The following is a 24953-nucleotide window of genomic DNA, read 5'->3' on the forward strand; positions in this document are numbered from 1 at the left end:
TTAGGCTACTTTCACACCTAGTTTTTTGAAGGTATTTTTGGCTTTTTTAGAGAAGTATCCGTTTAAAATGCTGTCGTAGCTTAACTTATTTTCTCGGCAAAATCTTCTTAGCGTTTTGCCGGTCTTTACCTGAACCTGCTCAGCTACGCCGCCTTTTTTAACATTGCCGATTAAATCCATCATTTCTTTAAGCTTCCTTTGATATAATTTTGGTATCGATGTCGAAATTATACGACAATTTTGTCTGTTTGTCAAGGGGTAGAGTATGGGAATAGGACAAAAAATTCGCTTTTTTAGGGAAGAAAGAAATTTAACTCAACAAGAGTTAGCAAATTTAGCGGGAGTATCTGATAAAACGATACAAAGATATGAAAAATCAAACGATGAAAATTTAACCACCAATGTTATAAAAAAAATTGCTAAGGGATTAAATTTGGATATTGATGCTCTAACGCAGCAAGGAATAAAACTAGGTGTCCCCCAACCTGTCCCTCTATCCACCATCCAATTTAAAGAAGAAGTGTCCCTCAATACAAAAATTTTGTCCCCCAAAACTTCAAACCTTAAAGAAACCGAGACGGATCAAATTTTTATCCGCAAGCTTAGCTCGTCCGTAGGTGCAGGCGAGAGCGTCGATATAAACGGCATAGAGATCTACGACACCGATGTATTGGTGCCTTTCTCTCGGATGCTTTTTAAGGTATGCCCTAAAAATACAAATAGAATCCGCTGCATGCCGGTAGAGGGCTACTCCATGGTGCCGATGCTTTACCCCGATAGCTGGGTGATTGTGGACGTCACGGCGAAATTTGAAGGCGATGGGCTATATATCGTCAACTACTGCGACCATTTTATGGTGAAGCTGCTACAAAAGAGCCCTGACGGTGTACTGCACATCAAAAGCGTTAATAAAGAATACGATAGCTACGAGATAGGACCAGATAGCGATTTGCAAGTATATATCGTCGGCAAGGTCCTACGCTGCGTGATATGAAATCAACTAAAAAGGAGAATTTATGGATTTATACGAGGATCTACAGCGCCTAAGCACTAGGATAGCGAGCATCAAAGACTCCGTGCAAACCGAAGAGGCCACGAAACACTCGTTTGTGATGCCGTTTTTTCAAATTTTAGGCTACGATATATTTGACCCTAACGTCATAGTGCCTGAATTTACCGCGGACGTAGGCATAAAAAAGGGCGAAAAGGTAGATTACGCCATAATGTATGAGGGCAAGCCGCTCATCATCGTAGAAGTTAAAAAGCATACCGAGGTTTTAAATAAGCACTCAAGCCAGCTATATCGATATTTCGGCGTTACTGACGCTAAATTTGCACTGCTAACAAATGGCATAGAATACCGATTTTATTCCGACATCAACAAAGAAAACAAGCTCGATGACAGCCCGTTTCTCATCGTCAACCTCGACGAGCTCAATAAGCGCGACGTAAAGGCTCTTGAGCGCTTTACAAAAAGCGATCTAAATATCAGCTCGATACTGGAGATGGCGAATAAGCAGCGCCGCATACTTGAGATAAAAAAGATATTCGAGGAAGAAACCGCCAAGCCTAGCGATGATTTGGCTAGGATGTTTGCCTGCAGAATACTTCCGCAAGGAACACGCATAACCGGAAGTGTGCTAGAGGACTTTAAGAGCTATACAAAAACCGCTCTGAGCGAGATAGTGACCGATCTAGCCTCAAAAAAGATAAATTCCGTACGTGCGGGCTTAACGGCAAATATCACGGACGAGGATGAAGAAAGTAGTAATGATGAAGCTAAGATCGTAACTACGCAAGATGAGCTGCAAGGCTTTTTTATCATCAAATCAATACTAGGCGAACATGTGGAGCTCGATAAAATTTATGCAAGAGATACTCAAAGCTATTTTGGAGTACTCTTTGATGATAATAACCGCAAATGGATAGCTAGATTGCATTTTAATACGGCGAAGAAATACATTGGCATTCACGAAATAGAGAAACAAGAGACTAGATATCCACTCGAAAAGCTCGAAGATATTTATAAATTTAGAGATAATCTTATCGCCACGCTCAAAAGAGTGCAGGGCGCAGAGAGCGCGGAATGATAAAATGCTTTTAATGCCCATTTAAACGGGTGTTAAAAGCGGTGTAAAATTTCGTAAGGTTTTTGTCAAAAAATTTAAATCGAATTTTGCCACTTTGATTTTGAATAAATTTGCTCCTAATCCCTATCTTTAGGCGACCAGCTCAAATTTTTTCTCACTTTGACTTCTGACAAAACTTTACAAAATTATACCCTGTGAAATTCCACGTAAAATTTAATTGCAAAATTTCAGGGCAAAATTTTATCTTGGCTAAAACGGCGCGTCTTGGCTCTAAGGCACGCTTCGTAAATTTAGATTGCTCGCCTAGTAATTAATTTACGAAGTGCGGCGAGCGGCGCAAGAGGCTAAAATTTTACGATATAAAATTTACGCGCCGCGGAATTTTAAAATTTACAGGCAAAACGCTGGGCTTTAAAATTCCGCCGCTACGAAATTTTAAAATTTCACGTCCTAAAATTTCGCCGCGCGGAATTTCAAAACCTCGCCTGCGCCGATAAAATTTTGCGAAATTTCATCGGCTCGCATAAGCTTCAAAGCTAAATTTTAAAATTTCTACGCCGCGATTTGGTAAAACAAAATTCCGCGCAAATCTCGCGCGGAACTACGTAGCTTGCGCGCGGGCGGCTATTGCTGCGCCATAGGGCACGGAGCGGCGTCTGCGCTTTGATTACACGGCATCTCGCCCCTTGGCGGCATTGCCGGACCCGCGCCGTCGCCCATCCCTTTATGCGGCATATGACCGCACTCTCCCGGAGCAGCCTGCGATCTGTGCGGACCAAACCCGCGAGCGGGCCTTTTAAATTTGCCGAAATTGCCGCGGTCTTTAAGCTCGATATCGAGCCTATCTGCTTGCTCGACGCTTAGCTTGCCCGCCTGGGCGTTATAGTTTTTTCTAAACTCGTCTAGGAATTTCTCGCGATCCTCGACGCTCATAGCGTCCAGCTTCTTTTTAAACTCCGTCTTAAATCCGCGCTTGAGATCCCTTGCCTGCGCTCTTAGCTCGCCTGCGCGCTTGTCGATCTCAAACGCCGCTTCGCTTAAGCTCTTGGCGTCGGCGCCCGCGACTGCGGCATTGATCTGCTCTGGGGTGCTTGAGCTAAAATCTGCGGCGAACAGCACGCCCGCGACTAAAACGCTTGCTAAAACAATCTTTTTCATTCTCTCTCCTTTGTGAAAGTTAGCGTGATTGTAGGAAAAAGTCGTGAAGAAAAAGTTAAATGAAGCTCACACCGCCAAAATAGCTCGGAGCCGTAAATTTAGAGTCTTGATTTAAATTTGGAAAATTTTGCGCTGCTACGGCAAAAACAGGGCGTAATGAGCGCAAACGGAGTTAAATTTTAAAATTTAAGCGGGAGAGGGCGCAGCGGGTAAATTTAGCGTAAATTTCGCGCTGCATAAGTTGTATCAAAGCCCGCCGTGCGTAAATTTAACGGCAAAGCGGGCGTATCTCGGCGCTGCGAACGGCGAAATTTCATCGCGTAAATTTTAACCGTAGGGCTGCTAAATTTAGAGATTGCGGATGATTAATTTCATCCGCAACGAAGCCTATTTTATAACGCCGCAGACCATTCTAGCGCCGCCGCCGCCAAGAGGCTTTGGATGGTCACTGTGGTTATCGCCGCCTACGTGAACCATTAGCGAGTGACCCTTTAGCTCATCTAAGCTTTTGATCTTCGGAGCTAGCACCGGATAGACCGCATTGCCCTCTGCATCAACGAAAAGCGCAGGCAGATCGCCCTTGTGGCCGCTATCGTCCCAAGCAAACGAGTGCTTTTTGGTATCGCTCGGATCCCAGTGGCCGCCAGCTTTCATGCCTAAGCCCTTCTCAGTCGCGCCGCAGTCGGCGTTTTGATGCACGTGAAAGCCGTGCACGCCGCTAGTAAGACCCTTTAAATTCGGGAAAAACGCCACGCCGTAGTTCGTCTCGACCGCTACGACCTCGCCGACGGTTACGTTGCCCTTCTCGCCTAGTTGCTCCATCGCAATGACGAGGTGCTTGCCGGTCTTAGGGTCGAAATTTTGCATATCGCCGTGCTCGTGAGCGATTAAGGCGCTTGCGACTAAAATTGATGAAATTAGAAATTTCTTCATGATAAATCCTTTAAAATAAAATGCGTTTGCAATTCTATCAAAAAAATACTTAAAAAATAATTTTTTTCAATTAGAGAAATTTCGCTTTTTATCCAAAAGATTTATCGCATAAAATAAAATCAAGCTGAAAATCACGAGCAAAAGGCTTAAAATCAGCGCCCGCTCGTTCTCTCCGTCATACACGGCATTGTAGATTGCAAGGCCTAACGTGTCGGTTTTACCCACGATGTTTCCGCCTAGCATCAGCGTGATACCCACTTCGCCAAGCCCGCGCGAGAGCGCTAAAATGAGCGCGGAGCCGAGCGTTTTAAGCGAACTTGGAAGGATGACGAAGAGGAAAATTTGAGCTCTGTTTTTGCCTAAAATTTGCGCGGCTTCGATTAAGCTCTTCGGAAAGAGCTCAAAGCTCGCGCATACCGGCTTTACAAACAGCGGCAGCCCCACCAAAAATGCGGCGATTACCAATGAAGAGAAGTTAAAAACGATGTCTAAATTTAATGCAGAGCCGATAAATCCGCTCTTTCCGAAGATGTAAAGAAGCAAAAATCCCGTCGCGATCGGCGGGAAGATGAGCGGAAAAATTACCAAAATTTCGACGATCTTTTTAAATTTGGCTTTACTGAAAGCTAAAAAATACGAAATTGCTAGCCCTATTGAAATCAGCAGCAAAAAGCTGCAAAACAGGGCTTTAGCGCTTAGTATCAGAGGATGCGCGATCCAAGCGATGTCGCTCATTTAAGACCGAATTTTGAAAAAATCTCTTTTGAGCGGTTCGATTTAAACTCCTCCATCACCTTTTCGCAAAGCGCCTGCTCGCTGCACGCGCTAAGCATTGCGATGCCGATAAATGCGGGGCTGTAGAGGCTCTCGTCGATGTATATGATCGAGCCGAACTCATCTTTTTTGGCGACCGCTTCGGTGCTGTTGATAAAGCCCGCCTGCACCTCGCCGTTGATGACGTATGCGACCACCTGCGGCACGCCCGCGACGGCTAAAATTTTATCTTTTACTCCGTCCATCTTGGCGTTTTGTAAAAACTCGTTCGTTCTGATGCCATAAATCGCCTTTTTAGGATCAGGCATCGCGATTTTATCAAATTTTGCGATCTCGCTGACATCGTTTATTTTAATATTTTTCGGCGTCACCAAAACTAGCGTGCCGCGCCCGACGCGTTCAAATTTCGTGATATTTAGATCGCTTTTTTTCAAAAATGCCTCGTCGCCCACGATGAATGAAATTTTATTCTCGCGCGATTGAATGACGAGCTGGCCGAGGTTGGCAAACGATCCCGCCACGTCCATGCCCTCTTTTTTCAAATTTTCGATCACGGCCGAGACGGGCTTTTTGTATCCGCCGCCGGCTGCGATTATCAGCTGATCCGCGCAGAACGAAACGCTTGCCGCAAGCGCTAAAATAAATGCAATTTTTTTCATGAAAATCCTTTTTTGAAATTTTAAGAATTCTACAAAATATACTCTTATTTATTAATAAATCGCGCTTTTTATCCCTTGGCTTAGCACGCCGCGCCTTAAATTTAAAATTTAATATTTAGATAAATTCTATCTTTCCGCCTAGATCACACACGCCCTGATTCCAAACTGCCGAGCTTACGAGCACGTCCGCGCCGGTAGCCGCAAACTCGGCGCAGTTATTTTTATTTATGCCGCCCGCAGCGCAAATTTTAATCTGCGGCGCCGTCTCATCTCGCCTCAAAACGCAGGCTCTAAGCTCGCCCGGGCTCATCTTATCGCACATTATCGCATCCGGCGCGTATTTTAAGAGCTCGCTAAATTCGCGCTCGCTCGCCACTTCGATCATTATCTTTCGCTCGGGCGCGCGCTCTTTAAATTTAGCGATCTGCGCGCAAAACTCGCCAAAGCTCGCAAACGCGCGGATGTGGTTTGAAAAAAACAGGACGCTGTCGTGCAGCCCCAAGCGGTGCATCGTTCCGCCGCCCGCGATCAGCGCATTTACGCAAAGCTCCTTCGCAAAAGGAAAGCTCTTGCGCGTCGCACCCAGCACGCAGCGCGGATTAGCCTCTCGCATCAGCGCAACCATCTCGTGCGCGTAGGTTGAAATTTTGCAGGAGTACTCAAACACGATCTGAACGATCTTCCAAGCTTTATGCAGGCTCTCGAAGCTCCCCCGCGCGCTAAAAATTTCACCCCCTGCGCAAAATGCGCTTCCCTCGCGCGCTAGCCGCTGCGTCTCGCAACCAAAGCGCGCCGCTACCTCGCGCGCGATTCCTCCACCGCTAAAGATCAGATCCTGCCTCGTTACGATCGAAAGTCGCGCGGGCGCGTTTAGATCCACAAAGTCTTGCAAAAGCTCGGTCGTAAGGTCCAAAAACGCGCCGTCGCTAGCGATAAGATCGTCGATTTTACTCTGCGAAATAAACATATCTAGCCTACGAAGTGAATTTTAGCGGGCTCAAAGCGCGAGTGCGCCTTTGTGACGCGAGACGGAAAGCCCAAAGGCATAATGCAAAACGCCTCCAAATGCCCAGGCAGATCCAAAATTTCTCTTACGCGCTCCATCGCGTAAATATCGGGCGCTACGCCCAGCCACGTGGTGCCAAGCCCCAAATGGTGCGCCGCTAGCCAGAGATTTTCTGCCGCACAAGCGCAGTCGTAGCGAGCGTAGGGCTGGAATTTTAAGCCGCTTTTGCGCGTGCAGACCACGATCGCAAGCGGCGCGTCCTTCGTGCAGCCGCCGTAGGTGCCTACGCTGCTAAGTAGTGCAAGCGCGGTGCGATCGCGCACTACGTAAAATTCCCATGAGCGCTGGTTGCCTGCGCTAGGGGCTTGCATTGCGGCTTTTAGCACGAGCTCGATCTGATCGTCGCTCGGCATTTTTTCAGTAAAATTCCGCACACTCGTGCGTGTAAAAATTTCATTCATCGCTGCTCCTTTAAATTAAATTTCTAAATTCCGCTTTTTGCGAGCGGTAAAAAATGGAATTTAGAAGTAAGCTTCCGCTGCGTTTGCTTGAGCCTTGCTTACGCTTTACGCTTATTTAGGCGCTGCACGGCGGCTGATGCGCGCTAATTTGGTTTTGCTTGCCTGAGCGCGCCTCTTTTTGCATCAAAAAGCGCGCGAAACTGCGATAAAATTTCAAATCGCGCTGCTGCGAAAATCCGCCGCAAAGAACATTTGCGTAAACTTGGCTTGCTTAAATTTCGCTCACGAGCAAGCTCGCGACCCGCCCATTTAAATTTTAATCCTAGACCGCTATCTGGCACTCGCTAAAATAGTGCGCCGTATACATCGGCATGCGCGTGTAGCTTGCACGGTCCTTAAATTTCATCTCGCGCAGAGTCTGCGTCGAGCTTTGCGGATAAAATTTTATCCTTCGCAGCAATGAAATTTCACCTTCGCGCCGAGCAAATTTTATCTTCGTCATCCGGTAAAATTCCTCTTTCGCCGCTTTTGAATTTTAACCGCGCGCGTCCGCAAAACACTTGCCGCGCTGTACCGCATGCAAAGCGCGCTCAGATCAAAAGCTCAAAATATCTAAAATTTAACCGCCAAGCACGACTAGGCGGAGCCATGCGCCTAAGCGCTATGAAATTTAAGCGTTAAACCTGCTCGCCTATCAGTCTGCGCACGACGTAGCTTGCGATGAAAAGCCCGAAGCTCGCGGTCACGCCCATGAAGCTGCCCATCGATTTGACGCGCGGCGGCTCGCTTGAGCAAACGACGTCAAAATCGCCCGCAAAGCCGCGCTTTCGCAGCTCATATCTGATCTTGCGCGCGAGTGGATCGCCCTGCGTCTGCCAGATTGAGCGGATTTCGATTTTAGCGGGATCAAGCCTCTTTGCGCCGCCCATCGAGCTTATGAAGCCCGCGCCAGCCTCGCTACAGCGCAGCGCAAGAGCTATCTTAGCGCCCACGTCATCGATCGCATCGATTACGAAATCAAATTTTGCCAGATCAAATTCCGATAAAAATTCCTCATCGATCCTAGCGGCGATCGGCGTCACGCCTTTAAATTTGCGCGCGAAAACCTCGCATTTTAGCTCGCCTAGGCACTCGCTTCCAAGCTGGCGGTTTTGATTAGTGATCTCGAAGCGATCGCAATCGATCACGCTTAGATTCACCGCGCCGCTGCGGTACAGCGCCTCTATCGCCGCTCCGCCCACGCCGCCGCCGCCGCAGATTAAAATTTTAGCGCTTTGAAGTTTTGTAAAATCCTCGCCGAAAAGCAGGCGCGAGCGCGAAAAGCGGTCTACTACGACCTCACTCATTGTTTTTCATCCACCTTTCTAGCGCGCTTATCTGCTCGTGCGCGGTCAAATTTAGCTTGATCGGACTTAACGTCGCCCGCCCCTCAAAAAGCACGGAAATATCGCTGTTTTCGTTTTTGCTCGCATCAAAACTGAGCGTGGATTTGCCGAGCCAATAATACTCAATTCCACGCGGATTGCGGTTTAGCTGCGCGTCGGTATCGTAGAGCTTCTCGCCGCAGGGCGCAACCGAAAGTCCCTTAAAATCTTGCTTTGAAACGGCAGGAACGTTTAAATTTAAAAACTGCTTCGGCGGCAGCGGAAAGCCGTTTTTAAAGATTTTTTCCACTAGATCAACCGTGAGCTCGCATGCAAGATCAAATCCGTATCGCTGCAGCGAGTCCGCGACGTAAAACTGGCTCACCGCAAGCGCGGGAATGCCTTGCAAGACCCCCTCCATCGCGCCTCCACAGGTGCCAGAATAGGTCACGTCCTCCGCGACGTTGGCGCCGTGATTTATGCCGCTTATCACCAGATCGGGCTTGCGGTTATACAGCGCGCGGAGCGCCAAATACACGCAGTCTGCGGGCGTAGCGTCATCGAGTTTGAAAAATCCGTCGTCAAGCTTGATAAATCTAAGCGGACGCGTAAGAGTAAGCGAGTGCGAGCATGCCGATTTCTCCGAGCTCGGCGCCACGATGGTGACGTTTGCGACCGATCTTAGCGCGCTTGCAAGTTCTAAAAGCCCGCGCGCTTCGAATCCGTCGTCGTTGGTGATTAAAATTTCTTTCATATTCTCTCTTTAGCTAAAATTTCATGACAGACCTATCAGAGCGGAATTCTGTCTGTAAAATTTTAGCGCTTAATTCTTTACTATGCAAAAATTGCTATTTAGCTTGCGTGGCATAAAATTCCGTCGCCCCAAATTTTTCAATAAAATTCCATGCGAACTTAAATCGCAAAATTCATAGAAAAATTCCGCCTTTACGCTACAAATTTTATAGCCTGCTATGCAATTTCATCGCCTAAATTTCACTTTCGAAATTTCTTAAATTAAATTTTGCGACCGCACTCCGCAACTCGCCACAAATTCCGCCTTTTAAATTATCGCAGATTTTACACCATAAAATTTCGCTTTTGTGCCGATGTAAATCCGCGGCATAAAATTATGCGAGACTATCTATAACCCTGCTTTGCGGCATATCTCCTCGCTTACCTGCGAATCAAGTAGGTGCGAGCTTGGATAATCGTAGAAAAACCGGTGCACTTCGCGCACTCCGCTTCGCAATAAGGCTCGCGTACTAGGTGCGTTGCAGTCATTTTCGGTAATATCTTTGGCTAGCAATTTGAGATATTTTTGCCGATCGGAGCTTTTCAAGCTCGCCCAGCCAGGGCTTAGCGAGTAGGCATAGATCAGATCGCTTCCTTGTGCGCTAATTTCTTCGAGGAAGGCAAACTGCGCGACCTTAACATGGGGCTTGGCGCTGCCTACGTCTGCTGCGATCTCGCTAGCTGCGGCTTTAGCGACGAGTGCGGGCGAGCCTAGCTTACTAAGCGCCTCAAAGCGTGCAGTTACTGCGGGATCCTCGGTGACTTGACGCTTTTGATATTTAGCCGCGCCGCAACCGCCTAGCAACATCACGAACGCGCCGCATAGCGCTAAAATTTTAAAATTTCTCATCTTAAATCCTTTGTCGGCTTAATTTTAGCACATTTTGCTATAATTAACAAAAATTTAAAAGGCTAAATTTGAAATATTTAATCTCTTGTCTAGAACCCTCTGCGAACCTGCATTTTAAAGAGGTTCTAGTGCATCTTAAAAGGCTCGATCCCGCTTGCGAGATTTGCGGAATTTTCGATGAAAAGCTGGGTTCGCCGATATACAAAAGCAGCGAATTTTCGGCGATGGGTTTTATAGAAATTCTGCCGCTGATTTTAAAAGCCAAGCGCGCGGTAGCGCAGATGACGCGGCTTGCGGCGGAGTGCGATCGCGTGCTTTTGATTGACTCGCCCGCGTTTAATCTACCGCTAGCTCGCGCGATCAAAAATAGCGGCACGCGCGCGGAAATTTCATATTATATCCTGCCGCAGGTTTGGGCATGGAAGCCGCACAGAGCGGAGAAGCTGAAGGCGTTTTGCGATAATCTGCTCTCAATCTGGCCTTTTGAGGCAAAATTTTTCGGCGCGGATTGCGAGGAAGATAAAGGCGCTGTGCCGCAAGAAGCGGAGGGCAAAGACATTGCACTACAAGAAACAAAAGATAAAGACGCTGCACCGAAAGAGGATGCCGCGCGCCAAAGCAGCCAAAGCGCCAAAACCGCAAAGTACTCTTTCGTGGGGCATCCGCTGCTTGATGAGATAAAACTCCAAAAGAAAAGCTACGAAAAGCAAGGCAAGATCGCCTTTATGCCGGGCTCGCGTAGGGCTGAAATTTCAAGGCTGATGCCGATTTTTAGAGCACTTGCGCCTAAATTTGAAAATAGCGAGCGAACCTTAATAATCCCGCCGCATCTGATGGATCAAAGAGATGAAATTTACGGGCCTCTGGACGGCTTTAGCATCGCAAAAGATACTCCTGCCACGCTTAAGGATTGCGATTTCGCCTTCATCTGCTCGGGTACGGCGACGCTTGAAGCGGCGCTCATCGGCACTCCGTTCGTGCTGTGCTACAAGGCTCGCGCGTTTGACGTTTGGCTCGCGCGAAAGCTCGTAAAGCTAAAGCACGTGGGGCTTGCGAATATTATTTTTGATTTTTTGGGCGAGGAACCTCTGCACGAGGAGCTTTTGCAAGGCGAAGTAAGCACGCAAAACCTACTCGCCGCATACGAGCGCTGCGACGCCGCTAAATTTAAACTTGCGAGCGAAAAGCTGCGAGATTATCTGAAATTCGGTTCCAGCGAAAATGTAGCAAAAATTTTAACGCAGGCTGCGAGCTAAAATTTTAAGGCTAAAGCTTATATAATTTGATAAAAAGAAAGGAAGATTATGACGACCGAACCAATGACGCTTTACGGATATGAAAAGATCACCTCCGAGCTCAAAGAGCTTCAGAGCGTGAAGCTGCCTCACATCGTGCAGCAGATCGACATCGCGCGCGGACACGGCGATCTGAAAGAAAACGCCGAGTACCACGCAGCGCGCGAAGAGCAGGCGTTTTTGCTCTCGCGCATCGCCGAGCTTAGCGACATCGTCTCTCGCTCAAAGATAATCGATCCCTCGACCTACGAGCACGATCGCGTAAAATTCGGCTCCACCGTTACCTTTATGGACGTGGAGACCGAGCGGGAGGAGGTTTACACGATCGTAGGGCTTAGCGAGGCGGACATCTCGCGCAAGCTCATCAATATCAATACGCCGCTCGCGCGCCAGCTTTTAGGCAAAGCAGAGGGCGATGAGGTGGTGCTTCAGCTGCCATCAGGCACGCGCGACGTAGAAATTCTAAGCGTCGAATACAAGCCGATCAAATTTGAGAATTAGCGTGAAAAAAGTAGGCATCATCGGCGTTAGCGGCTATACCGGGCTTGAGCTGATTAAGGCTCTACTTTCCCACCCGGGCTTTGAAATTTCATATTTGGGTGCTTCGACGCAGGGTGAGATAAGCGAGATTTTTCCGCAGCTGCGCGGCGTGTTTGAGATGCGCGTAGAAGCCGCAGACGCTCGCGTTGCAGCGCAAAGATGCGATCTTATTTTTTTGGCGTTGCCGCATGGAAAAGCGATGGAATTTGCCCGCGAAATTTTAAAATTTAAAAGCGTCAAGGTAGTCGATCTATCGGCTGATTACCGCCTAAGCCGCGAGCTTTACGAGAAAAATTACACCACGCATTTAGACCCCCGTAATTTAGCCCACGCCGTTTACGGACTGCCCGAGCTAAATCGCGAAAAGATCCGCACGGCGCGACTTACCGCAAATCCAGGCTGCTATCCCACCTGCTCTATTTTGGCGCTCGCGCCGTTTGTGCGGCTACTAGATCCCGCCCTCGGCGTATTTATCGACGCAAAAAGCGGAGTAAGCGGCGCGGGCAAGACCCTTAAAACGAGCAGCCATTTCGTAAGCGTAAACGAAAACGCAAATGCCTACTCGCCGATCTCGCATCGCCATGCAGACGAGATCAAAGAGCAGCTACAAATTTTAAAAGGCGGCGAATTTAGCACGATTTTCGTGCCGAATTTGCTGCCTATCACGCGCGGAATGCTAGTTAGCGCGTTTGGCGTACTGCAAAAGAGCGTGGACGCAGAGGCGGTGCTGCGGGAGTTTTACGCAAATGAGCCTTTCGTGCGCGTCCGAAGCGAACCCGTGAGTATAAAAAACGTCGTAGGGACGCACTTTTGCGATATTTTTGTAAAAACTGCGGGCGATAAAATTTGGATTAACTCGGCGATCGATAATCTTTTGCGCGGAGCTTCGTCACAGGCGATCGCAAACGCAAATTTAATGTGCGGATTTGCCGAAGCCACGGCGCTGCCGCGCATCGCGCACGGAATTTAAGCGATGAGCTTTTTGCAAAAGCCGCCACGCGCCGGAGCCTAGATGCAAAATGATCAAATTCAGACGATAAAACCCGGCGCGATCTTTATCGGCGATGCGCACGCGGGCGCGAGCAGGCCGCAATTTTTGAAATTCTTGCGCGCGCTGTGTTCCACGCAAAGCCTGCCGCCTCAAATTTTTATGATGGGCGACATGTTTGATTTTTTGGCAAACACGACCTACGTGCAGCGCTTCTACGAAGAGGAGATCGCGCTAATAAACGAGCTGTCGCGAAAATGTGAAATTTTTTACTTCGAGGGCAACCACGATTTTAATCTGCGCGAAATTTTTCCCCGCGCAAAAGTTTATCCAAATGCCGCCCAGCCCGTTAAATTTATGAGCGAGAGCGGTGAGGCGGTGCAGATCGCGCACGGCGATCTGTTTTTGCCGTACCTGACGCAGTTTGCGCTGCTTTCGCTGCGAAACAGAGTTTTTTTAAAATTTATGGACCTGCTCGATCGCGCTTTAAAATTTAAAATTTCAAAGATGATCTTAAAATCGCAAGAAGGGAAAAATCTATACAAAAAAATGCCCGATTTTAAGGATATAATCGCGCCAAAGATCGATTTTTACACGGCAAATTTAATCATCGAAGGGCACTATCATCAAGATGAAATTTTATATTTCGGCGAGAAAAAATATATAAATTTGTGCTCGTTCGGGGTCAGGAGCAAAATTTACGAGGTCGCAAAAAGCGAAAAATTTATGCTAATTCCAAAAAACTTAAACTTAAATTAGCTATAATTCCTAAATTTTTGCGAGGATATTTATGATAAAGCTTTGTGTTTTCGACTTTGATTCTACGCTGATGGACGGCGAAACGATAGGTTTTTTCGCCGCTAAAATGGGCACGCAGAGACAAGTTAGCGAAATTACGAAGCGGGCGATGGCGGGCGAGCTTGATTTTTTCGAGAGCCTTAGCGAGCGCGTGGCGCTGATAAAGGGGATGAAGCTTAGCGATGCTAAAGCTATCGCGGAGAGCTTGCCTTTTGTTTGCGGCGCTAGCGAGATCATCGCGTATCTGAAAAATAAAGGCATAAAGGTGATCGTCTTTAGCGGCGGATTTCATCTCGCTACCGACGCCGCGCAGAAAAAGCTAGACTTTGACGCGAGCTTTGCGAACTATCTGCATGAAAAAAACGGAATTTTAACTGGGCTTTTCGGCGGCGAGATGATGTTTGGATACTCAAAAGGCGCGCTGCTTGCGCAGCTTAAATCGCTGATGGGCTTAAAAGCAAGCGAGGTAATGTGCGTGGGAGACGGCGCGAACGACGTTTCGATGTTTCGCGAGGCGGGACTTAAAATTGCTTTTTGCGCGAATGAAATTTTAAAAAGCGAGGCGAGCGTCTGCATTGAAAAAAAGGATTTGAAGGAGATTATGAAATATGTATGATAAAGCCCTAAATTTCAGCCTTTGGTGCGACTTTTTGGAGCGCGATTTTATCGATAAAGATTTCGACGAGCTGATCAAAAAAGGGATAATTAACGGCGCGACTTCCAATCCTGCGATCTTTAAAAACGCGATCCTAAGCTCCCCCGCATACGATGCAGCTAAAGAGGAATTTAGAAAAAAAGAGCCTAAAAAGCTGTATGAAATTTTAGCCACCGCAGACATCAGAAGCGCGGCGGAGAGCCTGCTTAAAAATTTCATTAACGGCGATGACGGCTTTGTGAGTATCGAAGTCGATCCGTACTTTGCAGACGACGCCGAGGCGATGTATCGCGAGGGCAAACACCTATACGGCACGATCGGCATGCCAAACGTAATGATAAAAATCCCCGCGACCAAGGCTGGCTACGAAGCGATGCACGATCTGCTAAAAAAGGGGATCAGCGTAAACGCGACCTTGGTTTTTTCGCCGGAGCAGACCGTAAAATGTATAGAGGCGATAAAAGAGGGAATCGCGGGCTTTCGTCGCTATTTCCCGAAAGCAAATTTACCAAAAACCGTAATTAGCATCTTCGTTAGCCGCTTCGATAGGTTATTGGATGAAAAAATGGCCGCAGCGGGTCTTCCTACCGGCAAAATCGGCACGATGAACGCTTCAAAATGCTACAATATCATCGCTAAAGAAAATTTAAACTACGTAAAGCCGCTGTTTGCGAGCACGGGCGTAAAAGGAGACGATCTGCCGAAGGATTACTACGTAAGCGAGCTGATGTATCCGGGCTGCGTAAACACCGCGCCGCTTGAGACGATAGAGGCTTTTATAAGCGGCGATCAAAAGCCCAAAATGCCGCCCAGCGACGCGCAGATAGAGGAATTTTTCGCTCGCGTAGCGGAGGCGAAGATCGATATGAAAAAGGCGTATAAAAAGCTGCTGGATGACGGACTAGCGGCTTTTGAAGAGGCATTTAAAGAGATAATAAAAACACTTAAAAAGGAGAAATGATGGCGGGTTCTATAGATTATTCGCAGTATCAAGTTGACGCTTCTACGCTGGATTTTAAGCAGCGAGATAGGCTAAATAAATATCTGGAATTTCTAATCCAAAACGGCGGTAGTGACCTTCATATAAAATCAGGCGCGGTCATCAGAGGGCGCATCCACGGCGAGCTAGTAAAATTTAGCAAAACGCCATTTCTAAAAGAAGACGCGATGACACTAGCTAAGGAGCTTCTCATCACGCGCTTTCCGGAGCTTATCGAGAAAAAGAGCGTAGATTTTACATATAAGCTAAACGAAGATTATCGCTTCCGCGTTAATATTTTCTTTCAAATCGACGGTATCAGCGCGGTTTTCCGAACGATCCCGGTTAAAATTCCAGAGATCGACGATCTAGGTCTGCCGCCTTCGATCAAAGATATTTGCGACACGGCTATGCGCGGCGTCGTGCTGCTTACCGGACCTACGGGAAGCGGAAAGACGACAACGATCGCAAGCATGATCAATCGCATAAATAGACAAAGAACTAGCCACGTCGTTACGATCGAGGATCCCGTCGAGTTCGTATTTAAAGACGATAAATGCATCATCAATCAGCGCGCTATCGGTGAGGACTGCAATAACTTCGCAGATTCGCTTCGCGCTGCGCTGCGAGAAGATCCCGACGTAATATTCGTGGGCGAGATGCGCGATTTGGAGACGATCGAGACCGCACTTCACGCCGCAGAAACGGGCCACTTAGTGTTTTCGACGGTGCATACTATTGACGCAAAAGAGACGGTAAACCGAATCATCGCGATGTTTGAGCAGGCTGAGCAGGAGCGTATCCGAATGACGCTAGCGTCCGTCCTAGAGGCGGTCATCTCTCAGCGCCTTGCTCGTACTATCGAGGGCAAGCGCGTAGCCGTCGTTGAAATTTTACGCAAAAACACCCGTATTAAGGATATGATACTTGATGCGCGTGACGATGAAATTCCTGACGCGATCGCCGACGGTCGCAATACCTACGGTATGCAGACCTTCGATCAGCACCTGCTTGATCTTTACAGAGACGGTGTCATCACCCGCGAGGAGGCGCTGGATAAGGCCTCTAAGCGAAACGACCTCGATCTACAGATCAAAAACGTGGACCTTGCCAAAAAAAGGGATTTGGCAGCAGAATCCGGAGAGAGCGCCGAAGAGATGCTCGCAGGCGAAGTCGTACAGCTAAAAGAGATCCGCTAAGTCATAAATTTTAAAATTCCAAATTCTTGCAATTTGGAATTTTAAAGAATTCTGCCTGCCGCCGCGCAGGCAGAATTCTATTCGTCTGTCATTTTGTGTACAAATATGCCGTGACTTGCAGGATTTAGCGTAAATTTTAATCGGCTAAATTCCGTGCGATTTTACTTCTAAATTTCATCGTGGCGCTTAAATAGATTTAAAGCAACATTTAGCTATTATCACGCTTCATTTTTTCACAAAGGAAACCTAATGTTAGAAGGTATCGTTAGAGATAGTATCGGTAAAAGGGCTTCAAAATCCCTAAAACGAGATGGTTATCTAATCGCTAATATTTATGCGAAAGGATTTGAAAATATTAACGCAGCGTTTAAGGTAAACGACTTTATCAAAGCCATGCGCGCAAAAGAAGATCTTCCTTTCGAGGTTAGCGTGGGTGGTAAGACATATCGCGTCATCGTGCAAGAATACCAAAAGCACCCCGTCACAAATACCCTAACCCACGTAGATTTACGCGTAGTTCAGGATGACGTGGTAAGCAAATATTTAGTGCCGGTTAAGGTAACTGGCGTCGCTAAAGGGCTAAAAAACAAAGGTATTTTGGTGCAATCCAAGCGTCGTATAGCCGTAAAATGCGCAGGAAAAGATCTACCAAACGATTTTACGCTCGATGTGAGCGATCTTGACGTAGGCGATTCGCTTTTGATCCGAGACATTCCGGTAAAAGAGGGCGTCAGCATCATTTTAGACGGCTCGGTGGCGGTAGTCGGAGTTACTTCGGCTAAATAGGGGCGCCTATGATACTGATCGCAGGACTTGGGAATCCTGCTCAGAAATACGCAGATACCAGACACAATGTCGGTTTTATGCTAATCGACGAAATTTTAAAGACGGGCGGCTTTAGCGAGCTCGGCTCGTCTAAATTCCAAGGCGAGCTTTTTAAAAAGGGCTCGCTTCTTCTTTTAAAACCCCAAACTTTTATGAACTTAAGCGGCAACTCCGTAAAGGCGGTGAATGATTTTTACAAGCCCGAGCGCATCATTGTGGTGCACGACGATATAGATTTGGATCTGGGCGCCGTTAAATTTAAAAAAGGCGGCAGTAGCGGCGGGCACAACGGGATCAAATCGATCGACGCGCTAATCGGCGCGGATTACGAGCGCGTGCGTATCGGCGTGGGTAAAAAACAGCAGGGGCAGGACGCGGCAAATTTCGTACTCGGAAATTTTAACGAAAGCGAGCGCGAGAAGCTGAGTGAAATTTTACCCTATGTCGCGCGCGCGGTAGAGGAGCTCATTTGCTCGGATATAGAGCAGATCGCGCAAAAATTTACGATTAAAAAGGCTAGGGTGTGAAGTTATACGTAAAATACGCGGCTCTTTCCTATCTGAAGTATTTTTTTATACTTCTAATAGCCCTTGAATGCTTTTACGTAGGCATCGATGTGCTTACAAATCTCAAAGATTTTCCCTCAAGCGCGAATACCGCTCTTTTGTATATCGCTCTAACCGCAGCGGTCGCGCTTAGCTACACGCTGCCGCTAAGTCTTATTTTTGCGCTTATTTTGATGGGCTTTAATATGATCCGTAGCAACGAGCTGGTGAGCTTTTATGCGCTTGGGGTTAGCAAAAATGCTCTGATAATCCCTCCATTTTTGATCGCACTTGCGATTACTGCAGGCTTTATAGCTTTAAATTCCACCCCGTTTGCATACGCGCTAAAATTTCAAAAGAATTTAACCGATTTATCGCCTACGGGGGGAGATATGTTTTTGAAATTTGAGGGTAAATATATCTACATCAAAGCTCTAAACGGCAAAAACGCAAATGATATAACGATCTTTGATATGGGTGATAACTCCGTTGCTTCGCGCTCGCATGCAAGTTCTGGCGAATACGCAGGTAAAATTTGGCATCTGCGCGACGTAAATACCACGACTTTACCCGCACAGCTTAAACTTGGAGGAAGTGGATTAAAAAGTAAGCTTAGCGCGCAGAGCGAGGCGCTTAAGGGCTTTGATCCAAGCTCAATTGCAAGCGTTTATGATACGAGTAATGTATATTCGATCAGGGATGCTTTGCGTTCGATCCGCACCTTTTCGCATCAAGGCGTGAATATCTCCACCATAAAAGCAAGCCTTTATAATATGATATTTTTTCCATTGTTTGCGCCTTTGGCAGTATTGGTGCTGTATTATTACCTGCCCGTTACGGGACGATTTTTTAATCTTGCACTACTAAGCTTTGGATTTTTTATCGCTACGCTATGCGCTTGGGGCGTGCTTTTCGTGTTAATTAGGTTTTCTCTCAACGGCGTCATCATCCCAGAACTTGGCATTATCGTGCCCATAACAGCGTTATTAGGCTTTGCAGCATTTTTGGTTTTTAAGCATCGTTAAGCCTTGATTTGTTAGAATGGCGCAAAATTTATCGGTGGAAATTCTATGGATTATTCAAGCTTAGCCTGCAAATACGGCACTCCTTTATACGTTTACGATTTTAACGAGATACAAAAGAATTTCATAGCGCTCAAAGAGGCCTTTGCAGCGCGCAAGTCGCTCGTTTGTTTCGCGATTAAAGCAAGCTCGAATTTAAGTATTTTAAAATTTCTATCGGATCTGGGCAGCGGCTTTGACTGCGTCAGCATCGGCGAGCTACGCCGCGCTCTGTATATCGGCGCAAAGAGCTATAAGATCATATTCTCTGGCGTCGGCAAGCAAGACGGCGAGCTAGAATTTGCGCTAAGGTCGGACATCTTGCTGATAAATTTAGAAAGCGAAGCCGAGATGCTGTGCCTGGAGCGGATCGCGCAAAATCTAAATAAATCCGCTCGCATAAGCATCCGCGTAAATCCGAACGTTGATGCTAAGACCCACCCCTACATCTCCACAGGGCTAAATGAGAACAAATTCGGCGTCAGTATCGAGACCGCGCGCAAGATGTATATCTACGCCAAAAAGAGCAAATTTTTAAATCCCGTCGGTATCCACTTTCACATCGGCAGCCAACTCACGGAGATCGCGCCGATCTGCGACGCCGCAAAGATCGTAAGCGATCTGCTGCGCGAGCTGCGAGCTCTTGAGATCGATATAAAATTTTTCGACGTGGGCGGCGGCATCGGCATCCGCTACGAGGATGAAAAACAGATCGTGCTCTACGACTACGCGCAGGGGATTTTGCGCAGCCTAAGCGGGCTAGACGTCACGATAGTGTGCGAGCCGGGGCGCTTCATCACAGGGGCTGCGGGAGTATTTCTTACCCGCGTGCTTTACGAAAAACAAAACTGCGGCAAGCGCTTCGTCATCGTTGACGGCGCGATGAACGATCTCATACGCCCGAGCCTCTACGGCGCGCACCATAAAATCGAGCTTCTAAGCGAGCAGAATTTTGCCTGCGAAAGCTGCGCGAGCCAAAACGACACCGAGAATTCTACGGCACGAAATTCCTCTCAGCAAAGCGGCATTACGCAAGATTTAGCCGAGAATTTCACGGCGCAGAATTCCACGCATAGCAAAGCTTTCGGCATCGAGGCTAAGTCCGCTTCAGAGGATTTCGCACCGCAAAATTCTACGCCGCAAAACGGCGTTTCACAAAGCTTGCAAGGAAATCTCGCGCCACATAATTCCTCTAATCTAAGCTCCGCCGTGGATAATTCTGCGCCGCAAAGCTCTGCAGAGAGCTTAAGCCTCTGCGATGTCGTGGGGCCGATCTGCGAAAGCGGCGACTTCCTAGCCAAAGGGGTTAGCTTGCCTAGCCTGCAAAGCGGCGATCTGCTCGCGATCAAAAGCGCCGGCGCCTACGGCTTTTCGATGTCGAGCAACTACAACACCCGCTGCCGCGCCGCCGAGATCGCGGTTTACGACGGACAAGACCGCCTGATTAGAAAGCGCGAAAGCTTTGATGAGCTAATCGCACTCGAAAAGGATTTCGTATGATCCGCGCGACGAGCCGTCTAAAACAGGGTGCGGTTTTAAATTTCAAATCCGAGCGCGCAGAGGCTTTAAATTTTAATGCCGCAACGAGCGCGGCCCTAAATTTTAAACGCACCGCCGCTTTAAATTCCGAGCCTAAATGCACCCGCGCTTTAAATTTCAAATCCGAACAAAATGCGCCTCTAAATTTCACGTCAAAACGAAGCCCCGCTTTAAATTTTAACCGCGCCCCTTTAAATTTCAGATCTCGCTGCGACGAATTTTATCGCGCCTTCTTAGCGTGCAAAAGTTGCGGCGCGGTAATCGCAAGCGATGAAATTTTAAGATCGCGCGGTAAGAATTTCAAAGCCTGCGGCAAGAACGGCGGCATGAAATTTCTAAAACCGAAATTTGGGGGCGAGCAAAAGGAGGGTTGTGATGCAAAATATCGATGATCTGCGCGTTTGTATCGACAGGCTGGATGATGAAATTTTGCGCCTTATCGACGAGCGCATGGGGTTTGTCAAAAAGATCGGCGAGCTGAAGCAGACCGCGGGCAGCGCGATCTACCGCCCGGAGCGCGAACGTTCGATCATCAGCAGGCTGGACGGCGGAAAGGCGCGAAATTTAAGCAAAGAGGCGATCGAGGCGATATTTTTTGAAATTTTCTCGGTTTCGCGAAATTTAGAAAAGCCGCAGATCGTCGCGTTTTTAGGGCCTTTCGGCACTTATTCGCACCAAGCCGCCAAGAGCCGCTTCGGCGCGGTAAGCTCCTATCTGCCGCTCTCAAATATCGAGGCGGTCTTTAAGGAGCTTGATAGCGGCGAGGCCAAATACGGCGTCGTGCCGATCGAAAATAACACCGAAGGCGCGGTGGGAGCGACGCTTGATTGTTTGCGAAAATACGAGGGCGTCAAGATCGTCGCCGAAATTTATATGGATATCCACCACTGCTTTGCGAGCCACTGCGACGACGTAAGCACGGTGGATCAGATATTCTCGCATCCGCAGGGATACAATCAGTGCCTTAAATTTTTAGACGATCACGGCCTTAGCGGCGTTAAATTTACCGCGACCAAATCTACCGCGCTTGCTGCGCAGATGGCGGCTGCCACGCCGCACTCCGCCGCAATCTGCTCCAAGATCGCCGCCGATCTTTACGGCGTGCCGATGATGTTTCAAAAGATCGAGGACAACTCCGCCAATCGTACGCGCTTTTTCGTGCTGAGCGACTTTAAAAACCAGAAGAGCGACCGCAACAAAACGAGCATCCTAGCCAAAACCGACGACCGCCCGGGCGGGCTTGTGGACTTTTTGCAGATGTTTCGCAACGAGGGAATAAATTTAACCAAATTGGAAAGCCGCCCTGTTAAGCTTAGGGATTTTAAATGCGTCTTTTATGTCGATTTTGAGGGGCACATCGACGACGAGCGCGTGGCGCGCGTGCTGCAAAACGCGCAGAAAAACGGCCACGAAATCACCTGGTTGGGAAGCTATATAAACGGAGGGGAGTGATGAAATTTAACGAATTTGTAGAAAATCTAAGCAATTACGAAGCAGGCAAGCCGATCGAGCTTGTGGTGCGGGAGTTTGGTATCCGCGAGCAGGACGTGTTAAAGCTTGCCAGCAACGAAAATCCTTTCGGCACGAGCGAGGCGGTGCAGGAGGCGATCGCACAAAACGCGGCACGCGCACATCTTTACCCCGATGATTCGATGTATGAGCTAAAGGACGCGCTCGCCTCGAAATTCGGCGTAGAGCCGCAAAATATCATCATCGGCGCGGGCAGCGATCAGATCATCGAGTTTGCGCTGCACGCCAAGCTCAATTCGCGCCGCGCGATACTGCAAGCGGGCGTCACTTTCGCGATGTACGGCATCTACGCAAGCCACTGCGAGGCTAAGGTTTACAAAACGAGCGCGCAGGAGCACGATCTAGCCGAGCTTTTAAAAATTTATAACGCGCACAGGGATGAAATTTCGGTCATCTTTTTGTGCGTGCCGAATAACCCGCTTGGCGAGTGCTTGGATGCGGAGGCAGTGTATAGGTTCGCCAGCAGCGTGGATGAGGACACGCTTTTGGTGATCGATGCTGCGTACAACGAATTTGCGGCGTTTAAAGATGAACGCAAGAGGCTTGATCCTAAGCTTTTAATTCAAAATTTTAAAAACGTGCTCTATCTAGGCACCTTCTCGAAGGTCTACGGCCTGGGCGGTATGCGCGTAGGCTACGGCATCGCGCCGCGGCAAATCATAAGCGCGCTTTATAAGCTGCGACCGCCTTTTAATATCACGACGCTTAGCCTTGCAGCAGCGATCGCGGCGCTAAAAGACGAGGCTTTCGTGCAAAAGAGCCTACAAAACAACGCCACGCAGATGAGCCGCTTCGAGGATTTTGCGCGAGAGCGAAATTTGGAATTTAGCCCTAGCTACGCAAATTTCATCACGTTCAAACTTAGCCCGCCGATAGATAGCAGCGAGCTTTGCGAGCAGCTTCTGCGCCGCGGCATCATAATTCGAAATTTAAAAAGCTACGGGCTAAACGCCGTGCGTATCACGATCGGCATGCCTGAGCAAAACGATCGCGTCTTGGGCGCTTTGGGAGAGATTTTGAGTGGATATTAAAAATAAAAGCCTGGAGGAGCTACGAGAGCTCTGCACGCAGATCAGGGCGCGCATAATCGAAGTCGTGAGCAAAAACGGCGGCCATCTAAGCTCAAACATGGGCGCAGTCGAGCTCATCGTGGCGATGCACTACGTATTCGACGCCGCGAGCGATCCGTTTATCTTCGACGTAAGCCATCAAAGCTACGCGCACAAGCTTTTGACGGATCGCTGGGAGGAGTTCGGCTCGCTTAGGCAGTTCGGCGGTATCAGCGGCTACACAAAGCCTAGCGAGAGTAAATTTGATTACTTCGTCGCAGGACACGCCTCGACGTCGATCTCTTTAGCCGTGGGCGCTGCAAAAGCGATCAGTCTAAAGCGCGAAGATCGCGTGCCGGTCGTACTCATCGGCGACGGATCAATGAGCGGCGGCATGACCTATGAGGCGATGAACGAGCTCGGCGATCTGCGCCTGCCCTGCATCATCATCCTAAACGACAACAAAATGAGCATCAGCAAGCCGATCGGCGCCTTTAGCAAATACTTAAGCCAAGCGATGGCGGGCGAGACCTATCAAAAATTTAAATCCCACGTAAGAGAGCTGCTCTCCCACGCTCCGCAAAGCGCTACTTACATGGCAAAGCGCTTTGAAAATTCCTTAAAGCTCATTATACCTGGGATGTATTTTGAGGAGCTTGGGCTTGATTACATCGGTCCCGTGGACGGGCATAATTTAGAGGATCTAATATCGGCGCTAAAGACGGCAAAAAGCGCGCGCAAACCCGTCGTCGTGCACGCTCAAACGATCAAAGGCAAAGGCTACGACAAGGCCGAGGGCTATTTGGAGAGTTGGCACGGCGTAGGGCCTTTCGACATTCAAAGCGGAGAATTTAAGAAAAAATCCGCCGCCAAAAGCGCCACGCAAATTTATGCCGAGGCGCTTTTAAGCTTAGCCGCTAAGCATGAAAACGTCGTGGGCGTGACCGCCGCGATGCCAAGCGGCACCGGCATGGATAAGCTGATCGAGAAATTCCCGCACCGCTTCTGGGATGTCGCGATCGCCGAGCCTCACGCGCTAAGCTCGATGGCTGCGATGGCGCGCGAGGGCTTTAAGCCGTACGTTACGATATATTCGACCTTCATGCAGCGCGCGTTCGATCAGATCGTTCACGACGCGGCGATTATGAATTTAAATTTAGTCCTTGCGATGGATCGCGCGGGCATCGTGGGCGAGGACGGCGAGACGCACGAGGGGGTCTTTGACGTGAGCTTCTTAAATGCGATTCCGAACGTCAGCATGTGCGCGCCGCGGGACGAGGCGAGCTTTAAACGAATCATCGAGTACTCCTACGCGCATAAGGGGGTTTTGGCGATACGCTATCCGCGCGGAAGCTTTATTTTGGACTGCGAAATCGATACGCCTGCGGTAGAGCTTGCAAAATCGGTGTTTCTGAAGCGCAGCGATAGCGCGCGAGTAGCGTTCATCGGCTACGGAAACGGCTCTGGTAGAGCGTATAAAACGGCTGAGGCGCTGGAGGGGCAGATAGAGGTGGATGTCGTAGATCTAGTCTTTGCAAAGCCTTTGGACGCCGAGTTTTTGCGAAGCCTAGCTCGCAAAGATAAAAATTGGTACGTCTTTAGCGACAACGCCAAAAAGGGCGGCGTCGGTGAAATTTTAAGCGCATTTTTGCAAGAAAATGAAATTTCGGACGTAAAGATCGTGAGCTTCGAATTTGCTGATATCTTTTTACCGCACGGCAAGACTGCTGACGTGGAGCACAGCTTGGGCTTGGATATCCAAACTCTAACCGAGCGAATATTAAGTGATAAAAAGTATTAGTTAATATCAACTTTGTTTAAAGTAAAATTTGATAATATCACTTTAAAATTTTTTGAAGGACA

Annotated in this window: 28 protein-coding genes; 17 read left to right on the plus strand and 11 right to left on the minus strand. The window is 48.3% G+C overall.

Annotation, left to right across the window (positions count from 1 at the left end; genetic code table 11):
• Positions 1-183 carry a hypothetical protein gene (locus Q0224_RS09000; RefSeq protein ID WP_297950760.1) on the minus strand — a complete coding sequence of 61 codons (183 nt, stop codon included), beginning with the start codon at positions 181-183 and terminating at the stop codon, positions 1-3.
• An 82-nt stretch (positions 184-265) separates the two neighbouring features.
• Between Q0224_RS09000 and Q0224_RS09005 the strand changes: the two genes are divergently transcribed.
• A complete protein-coding gene (locus Q0224_RS09005; protein ID WP_297950762.1) occupies positions 266-994 on the plus strand; it encodes a S24 family peptidase in 729 nt (242 codons plus the stop codon).
• A gap of 22 nt (positions 995-1016) precedes the next feature.
• Positions 1017-2090: a type I restriction endonuclease gene (locus Q0224_RS09010; protein WP_297950765.1), complete on the plus strand. Its 1074-nt coding sequence runs from the start codon at positions 1017-1019 to the stop codon at positions 2088-2090.
• A 624-nt stretch (positions 2091-2714) separates the two neighbouring features.
• Here Q0224_RS09010 and Q0224_RS09015 read toward each other — a convergent pair.
• The 10 genes from Q0224_RS09015 to Q0224_RS09060 all read right to left on the minus strand — a co-directional run bounded on the left by Q0224_RS09015 (position 2715) and on the right by Q0224_RS09060 (position 10087).
• Entirely contained in the window at positions 2715-3248 is a 534-nt protein-coding gene (locus Q0224_RS09015; protein ID WP_297950766.1) for a DUF1104 domain-containing protein, read from the minus strand.
• Positions 3249-3635: 387 nt separating this feature from the next.
• Complete coding sequence (locus Q0224_RS09020; protein WP_297905600.1) at positions 3636-4181, minus strand: superoxide dismutase family protein; 546 nt, start codon at positions 4179-4181, stop codon at positions 3636-3638.
• A gap of 66 nt (positions 4182-4247) precedes the next feature.
• Positions 4248-4916 carry a molybdenum ABC transporter permease gene (locus tag Q0224_RS09025; protein WP_297950767.1) on the minus strand — a complete coding sequence of 223 codons (669 nt, stop codon included), beginning with the start codon at positions 4914-4916 and terminating at the stop codon, positions 4248-4250.
• Complete coding sequence (gene modA / locus Q0224_RS09030; protein WP_297950769.1) at positions 4913-5614, minus strand: molybdate ABC transporter substrate-binding protein; 702 nt, start codon at positions 5612-5614, stop codon at positions 4913-4915. The genes Q0224_RS09025 and modA overlap by 4 nt, the downstream gene beginning before the upstream one ends.
• 115 nt (positions 5615-5729) lie before the next feature.
• Positions 5730-6581, minus strand: coding sequence for a ModD protein (gene modD, locus Q0224_RS09035; RefSeq protein WP_297950771.1), 852 nt, complete (start codon positions 6579-6581; stop codon positions 5730-5732).
• A gap of 2 nt (positions 6582-6583) precedes the next feature.
• Positions 6584-7081 carry a nitroreductase family protein gene (locus Q0224_RS09040; protein WP_297950773.1) on the minus strand — a complete coding sequence of 166 codons (498 nt, stop codon included), beginning with the start codon at positions 7079-7081 and terminating at the stop codon, positions 6584-6586.
• A gap of 322 nt (positions 7082-7403) precedes the next feature.
• Positions 7404-7583: a hypothetical protein gene (locus Q0224_RS09045; protein ID WP_297950775.1), complete on the minus strand. Its 180-nt coding sequence runs from the start codon at positions 7581-7583 to the stop codon at positions 7404-7406.
• Positions 7584-7758: 175 nt separating this feature from the next.
• Positions 7759-8427 (minus strand): tRNA threonylcarbamoyladenosine dehydratase, encoded by a 669-nt coding sequence (locus Q0224_RS09050; RefSeq protein ID WP_297950776.1) that lies wholly within the window; start codon positions 8425-8427, stop codon positions 7759-7761.
• Positions 8420-9199 (minus strand): 5'/3'-nucleotidase SurE, encoded by a 780-nt coding sequence (surE, locus tag Q0224_RS09055; RefSeq protein ID WP_297950777.1) that lies wholly within the window; start codon positions 9197-9199, stop codon positions 8420-8422. Before surE ends, Q0224_RS09050 begins: the two co-directional genes overlap by 8 nt.
• 387 nt (positions 9200-9586) lie before the next feature.
• Complete coding sequence (locus Q0224_RS09060) at positions 9587-10087, minus strand: hypothetical protein (protein WP_297950778.1); 501 nt, start codon at positions 10085-10087, stop codon at positions 9587-9589.
• Positions 10088-10155: 68 nt separating this feature from the next.
• On the opposite strand from Q0224_RS09060, the gene Q0224_RS09065 reads away from it, so the two are divergent.
• The 15 genes from Q0224_RS09065 to dxs all read left to right on the plus strand — a co-directional run bounded on the left by Q0224_RS09065 (position 10156) and on the right by dxs (position 24891).
• On the plus strand, positions 10156-11343 hold the full coding sequence (locus tag Q0224_RS09065; RefSeq protein WP_297950779.1) for a DUF354 domain-containing protein: 1188 nt from the start codon (positions 10156-10158) through the stop codon (positions 11341-11343).
• Between the two features lie 48 nt (positions 11344-11391).
• The gene (gene greA / locus Q0224_RS09070; RefSeq protein ID WP_177388511.1) at positions 11392-11883 is read left to right on the plus strand and encodes a transcription elongation factor GreA; all 492 of its coding nucleotides are present in this window, start codon (positions 11392-11394) and stop codon (positions 11881-11883) included.
• Between the two features lies 1 nt (position 11884).
• The gene (gene argC, locus Q0224_RS09075; RefSeq protein ID WP_297950780.1) at positions 11885-12892 is read left to right on the plus strand and encodes an N-acetyl-gamma-glutamyl-phosphate reductase; all 1008 of its coding nucleotides are present in this window, start codon (positions 11885-11887) and stop codon (positions 12890-12892) included.
• Positions 12893-12934: 42 nt separating this feature from the next.
• A complete protein-coding gene (locus tag Q0224_RS09080; RefSeq protein ID WP_297950781.1) occupies positions 12935-13669 on the plus strand; it encodes a metallophosphoesterase in 735 nt (244 codons plus the stop codon).
• A gap of 31 nt (positions 13670-13700) precedes the next feature.
• Positions 13701-14324, plus strand: coding sequence for a phosphoserine phosphatase SerB (gene serB / locus Q0224_RS09085; RefSeq protein WP_297950782.1), 624 nt, complete (start codon positions 13701-13703; stop codon positions 14322-14324).
• Positions 14317-15324 (plus strand): transaldolase, encoded by a 1008-nt coding sequence (locus Q0224_RS09090; protein ID WP_297950783.1) that lies wholly within the window; start codon positions 14317-14319, stop codon positions 15322-15324. Before serB ends, Q0224_RS09090 begins: the two co-directional genes overlap by 8 nt.
• Entirely contained in the window at positions 15324-16541 is a 1218-nt protein-coding gene (locus tag Q0224_RS09095) for a type IV pilus twitching motility protein PilT (protein WP_005869553.1), read from the plus strand. The genes Q0224_RS09090 and Q0224_RS09095 overlap by 1 nt, the downstream gene beginning before the upstream one ends.
• 249 nt (positions 16542-16790) lie before the next feature.
• Positions 16791-17327: a 50S ribosomal protein L25/general stress protein Ctc gene (locus Q0224_RS09100; RefSeq protein ID WP_177388523.1), complete on the plus strand. Its 537-nt coding sequence runs from the start codon at positions 16791-16793 to the stop codon at positions 17325-17327.
• 8 nt (positions 17328-17335) lie between these two features.
• The gene (pth, locus tag Q0224_RS09105) at positions 17336-17893 is read left to right on the plus strand and encodes an aminoacyl-tRNA hydrolase (protein ID WP_291938222.1); all 558 of its coding nucleotides are present in this window, start codon (positions 17336-17338) and stop codon (positions 17891-17893) included.
• A complete protein-coding gene (locus tag Q0224_RS09110) occupies positions 17890-18936 on the plus strand; it encodes an LptF/LptG family permease (protein ID WP_297950785.1) in 1047 nt (348 codons plus the stop codon). Before pth ends, Q0224_RS09110 begins: the two co-directional genes overlap by 4 nt.
• 45 nt (positions 18937-18981) lie before the next feature.
• The gene (gene lysA, locus Q0224_RS09115) at positions 18982-20472 is read left to right on the plus strand and encodes a diaminopimelate decarboxylase (RefSeq protein WP_297950786.1); all 1491 of its coding nucleotides are present in this window, start codon (positions 18982-18984) and stop codon (positions 20470-20472) included.
• Positions 20469-20903, plus strand: coding sequence for a hypothetical protein (locus Q0224_RS09120; RefSeq protein ID WP_297950787.1), 435 nt, complete (start codon positions 20469-20471; stop codon positions 20901-20903). Before lysA ends, Q0224_RS09120 begins: the two co-directional genes overlap by 4 nt.
• Positions 20887-21963 carry a prephenate dehydratase gene (pheA, locus tag Q0224_RS09125; protein ID WP_005869547.1) on the plus strand — a complete coding sequence of 359 codons (1077 nt, stop codon included), beginning with the start codon at positions 20887-20889 and terminating at the stop codon, positions 21961-21963. Before Q0224_RS09120 ends, pheA begins: the two co-directional genes overlap by 17 nt.
• On the plus strand, positions 21963-23072 hold the full coding sequence (gene hisC / locus Q0224_RS09130) for a histidinol-phosphate transaminase (protein ID WP_297950789.1): 1110 nt from the start codon (positions 21963-21965) through the stop codon (positions 23070-23072). The genes pheA and hisC overlap by 1 nt, the downstream gene beginning before the upstream one ends.
• The gene (gene dxs / locus Q0224_RS09135; protein ID WP_297950791.1) at positions 23062-24891 is read left to right on the plus strand and encodes a 1-deoxy-D-xylulose-5-phosphate synthase; all 1830 of its coding nucleotides are present in this window, start codon (positions 23062-23064) and stop codon (positions 24889-24891) included. The genes hisC and dxs overlap by 11 nt, the downstream gene beginning before the upstream one ends.
• Positions 24892-24953 lie beyond the last annotated feature (62 nt).

The organism is uncultured Campylobacter sp., assembly GCF_938002845.1.
Classification (GTDB): domain Bacteria; phylum Campylobacterota; class Campylobacteria; order Campylobacterales; family Campylobacteraceae; genus Campylobacter_B.

Coding starts and splice junctions, on each gene's coding strand:
- Q0224_RS09000 (WP_297950760.1), bottom strand. CDS start 183: ATGATGGATTTAATCGGCAATGTTAAAAAAGGCGGCGTAGCTGAGCAG.
- Q0224_RS09005 (WP_297950762.1), top strand. CDS start 266: ATGGGAATAGGACAAAAAATTCGCTTTTTTAGGGAAGAAAGAAATTTA.
- Q0224_RS09010 (WP_297950765.1), top strand. CDS start 1,017: ATGGATTTATACGAGGATCTACAGCGCCTAAGCACTAGGATAGCGAGC.
- Q0224_RS09015 (WP_297950766.1), bottom strand. CDS start 3,248: ATGAAAAAGATTGTTTTAGCAAGCGTTTTAGTCGCGGGCGTGCTGTTC.
- Q0224_RS09020 (WP_297905600.1), bottom strand. CDS start 4,181: ATGAAGAAATTTCTAATTTCATCAATTTTAGTCGCAAGCGCCTTAATC.
- Q0224_RS09025 (WP_297950767.1), bottom strand. CDS start 4,916: ATGAGCGACATCGCTTGGATCGCGCATCCTCTGATACTAAGCGCTAAA.
- modA (WP_297950769.1), bottom strand. CDS start 5,614: ATGAAAAAAATTGCATTTATTTTAGCGCTTGCGGCAAGCGTTTCGTTC.
- modD (WP_297950771.1), bottom strand. CDS start 6,581: ATGTTTATTTCGCAGAGTAAAATCGACGATCTTATCGCTAGCGACGGC.
- Q0224_RS09040 (WP_297950773.1), bottom strand. CDS start 7,081: ATGAATGAAATTTTTACACGCACGAGTGTGCGGAATTTTACTGAAAAA.
- Q0224_RS09045 (WP_297950775.1), bottom strand. CDS start 7,583: ATGACGAAGATAAAATTTGCTCGGCGCGAAGGTGAAATTTCATTGCTG.
- Q0224_RS09050 (WP_297950776.1), bottom strand. CDS start 8,427: ATGAGTGAGGTCGTAGTAGACCGCTTTTCGCGCTCGCGCCTGCTTTTC.
- surE (WP_297950777.1), bottom strand. CDS start 9,199: ATGAAAGAAATTTTAATCACCAACGACGACGGATTCGAAGCGCGCGGG.
- Q0224_RS09060 (WP_297950778.1), bottom strand. CDS start 10,087: ATGAGAAATTTTAAAATTTTAGCGCTATGCGGCGCGTTCGTGATGTTG.
- greA (WP_177388511.1), top strand. CDS start 11,392: ATGACGACCGAACCAATGACGCTTTACGGATATGAAAAGATCACCTCC.
- Q0224_RS09080 (WP_297950781.1), top strand. CDS start 12,935: ATGCAAAATGATCAAATTCAGACGATAAAACCCGGCGCGATCTTTATC.
- serB (WP_297950782.1), top strand. CDS start 13,701: ATGATAAAGCTTTGTGTTTTCGACTTTGATTCTACGCTGATGGACGGC.
- Q0224_RS09090 (WP_297950783.1), top strand. CDS start 14,317: ATGTATGATAAAGCCCTAAATTTCAGCCTTTGGTGCGACTTTTTGGAG.
- Q0224_RS09095 (WP_005869553.1), top strand. CDS start 15,324: ATGGCGGGTTCTATAGATTATTCGCAGTATCAAGTTGACGCTTCTACG.
- Q0224_RS09100 (WP_177388523.1), top strand. CDS start 16,791: ATGTTAGAAGGTATCGTTAGAGATAGTATCGGTAAAAGGGCTTCAAAA.
- pth (WP_291938222.1), top strand. CDS start 17,336: ATGATACTGATCGCAGGACTTGGGAATCCTGCTCAGAAATACGCAGAT.
- lysA (WP_297950786.1), top strand. CDS start 18,982: ATGGATTATTCAAGCTTAGCCTGCAAATACGGCACTCCTTTATACGTT.
- Q0224_RS09120 (WP_297950787.1), top strand. CDS start 20,469: ATGATCCGCGCGACGAGCCGTCTAAAACAGGGTGCGGTTTTAAATTTC.
- pheA (WP_005869547.1), top strand. CDS start 20,887: ATGCAAAATATCGATGATCTGCGCGTTTGTATCGACAGGCTGGATGAT.
- hisC (WP_297950789.1), top strand. CDS start 21,963: ATGAAATTTAACGAATTTGTAGAAAATCTAAGCAATTACGAAGCAGGC.